General features: G+C 67.2%; 3 protein-coding genes. 2 read left to right on the top strand and 1 reads right to left on the bottom strand.

All coding sequences use genetic code 11. The features are described 5' to 3' along the window. Positions 1-15: 15 nt before the first annotated feature. Positions 16-432: a cupin domain-containing protein gene (locus HOV91_RS11950; RefSeq protein ID WP_043692050.1), complete on the top strand. Its 417-nt coding sequence runs from the start codon at positions 16-18 to the stop codon at positions 430-432. A gap of 124 nt (positions 433-556) precedes the next feature. Then, entirely contained in the window at positions 557-1,282 is a 726-nt protein-coding gene (locus HOV91_RS11945; RefSeq protein ID WP_217440209.1) for an NAD-dependent epimerase/dehydratase family protein, read from the top strand. On the opposite strand, the gene HOV91_RS11940 is transcribed toward HOV91_RS11945, so the two are convergent. Then, positions 1,260-1,988, bottom strand: coding sequence for a polyprenol monophosphomannose synthase (locus tag HOV91_RS11940; RefSeq protein ID WP_174185437.1), 729 nt, complete (start codon positions 1,986-1,988; stop codon positions 1,260-1,262). The genes HOV91_RS11945 and HOV91_RS11940 overlap by 23 nt on opposite strands. Positions 1,989-2,013: the final 25 nt, after the last annotated feature.

Below are 2,013 nucleotides of genomic sequence, written 5' to 3'. Positions count from 1 at the left end.
TGAAGGGATGCAGTAATGAAGGTCGAAGTCCTCACCCCCTCGTGCAACCTCGACACCGTCCGCGACGGGCGCGGCGGCATTTTCACCTGGGTCCCGCCGGAGCCACTGCTGGAGTTCAACCTGATCTACATGCACCCCGGCAAGGTGCGTGGCCTGCACTACCACCCGCATTTCGTCGAGTACCTGCTCTTCGTCGAGGGCAACGGCGTGCTGGTGACCAAGGACGATCACGAGGATCCGAACTGCCCGGAGGAGTTCATCCACGTGGGCAAGGGCATCTGCACGCGCACGCCCATCGGGGTGATGCACACCGTGTACTCGATCACGCCGCTGACGTTCGTCGCCATGCTGACCAAGCCGTGGGACGAGTGCGATCCGCCGATCGTGCAGGTGGCGCCACTGCCGCACACCTTGGAAGGCAACGGCGCGTGAGCGGGGCACCGGATATCGGGAAAGCGCGCGCGGCAAGCCGTTCTCGTGCCGACCTCGGCACGGCGGGCGGGCTGCGGCGGAGTCCGTCCGCTCGAGGTGCCGCGCACGCCGTAAAGGACCGCGTATGAACCGGTTACGCGTGGCCGTGGTCGGCGCGGCGGGATACGTGGGCGCCGCGCTGGTCGAGGCGCTCGGCAGCAGCGGCCGGTGGGAGGTGGTGCCGGTGGTGCGCGCCGACCATGAAGCGCATCGGACGGCGGGTCGCTACGACGTGCTGGTCAATGCCGCCTGCCCGTCGAAGCGTTTCTGGGCCGACCACAATCCCGGCGCCGACCGCGCGGAGACGGTGGACAAGACGCGCCTGCTGCGCGAGCGGTGGCGCTGGGACCGGTTCGTGCAGATCAGCAGCATCTCCGCGCGCACCCAGCTGGATACCGTGTACGGACGCCATCGCGCGGAAGCCGAGCGGTTGTGTTCCAGCGCAGATGATCTCGTTGTGCGCCTAGGACCGATGTACGGCGGGAACTACCGCAAGGGCGTGCTGGCCGACATGGCCGCCGACCGCCCGGTGTTCGCCAGCGGCCGCTCGCGCCAGAGCTTCGCCCCCGTCGACTGGTGCGCCGACTGGATCGCCGCCCACCTCGACGACACCGGCCTGCGCGAGGTCGGCGCACGCACCACCGTGACGCTGGCCGAAGTACGGGACGCGGTGGGCTCGCGATCGGAGTTCGCCAAAGACTATGTGGACGACCAGTTCCCGATCACCGCCACCGGCGCCGACTGGCCGGAGGCGGCGGCGGTGATCGACTGGCTGGCCGGGCGGAGGGTCAGCGATGCGCGAGCGAACTGATGCGGTGCCTGCTCGGGCGCAAGTATTTCTCGGCGCACAGCACCAGCAGGAAGCGCACGCTGGTCGCCACGTCACGGGTGCGCATCTTGGACGCGCCCGCGGTGCGGTTGAGGACGTGGATCGGCACCTGCTCGATCCGGAAGCCGTTGGCGGCGAGGATGTAGAGACTTTCGAAGAAGAAGGAGTATCCGGTCGAGCGGACACGATCGAAAGCGGCCACCGGAATCGAGTCCAGCCGGTAGTATCGGAATGCGCCGGTGGCGTCGTAGGGCATCCGCAGCAATGTCACGGTGAGAAAGTGCCCGACCCGGGTGAGGACCTTGCGGAAGGGAGTCCAGTCGGCGAGGCTGTCCTCTTTCAGATACCGCGATCCGACGACGATGTCGAAACCGGGCGCCGCCGCGCGCAATGCCGGAAGATACGACGGCGGATGCGCGAAATCGGAATCCATCGTGATGATGTGCCGATATCCCTGCGCGTAGGCCCAGCGGATACCGGCCTGGTGCGCGGAGCCGACACCCTGACGACCGGCCCGATGCAGCACATGGATGCGGGGCGCATGCTGTCGTGCCAGCTCATCGAGCAGATCGCCGGTGCCGTCCGGGGAGTTGTCGTCGACGAACAGGACATCGAAATCGGTGCCCTGCTCGAGGATCTGAGCGAGCAACGGGCCCACGTTGCGACGCTCGTTGTACGTCGGAATCATTACCAGAGTTTTTTCGGAGGCCGCG

It is taken from the genome of Nocardia barduliensis, assembly GCF_013315795.1.
Classification (GTDB): Bacteria; Actinomycetota; Actinomycetes; order Mycobacteriales; family Mycobacteriaceae; genus Nocardia; species Nocardia barduliensis.
The sequence above is the reverse complement of the archived record's forward strand: the minus strand, read 5'-3'. Positions and strand labels throughout refer to the sequence as shown.

Coding starts and splice junctions, on each gene's coding strand:
- HOV91_RS11950 (WP_043692050.1), top strand. CDS start 16: ATGAAGGTCGAAGTCCTCACCCCCTCGTGCAACCTCGACACCGTCCGC.
- HOV91_RS11945 (WP_217440209.1), top strand. CDS start 557: ATGAACCGGTTACGCGTGGCCGTGGTCGGCGCGGCGGGATACGTGGGC.
- HOV91_RS11940 (WP_174185437.1), bottom strand. CDS start 1,988: ATGATTCCGACGTACAACGAGCGTCGCAACGTGGGCCCGTTGCTCGCT.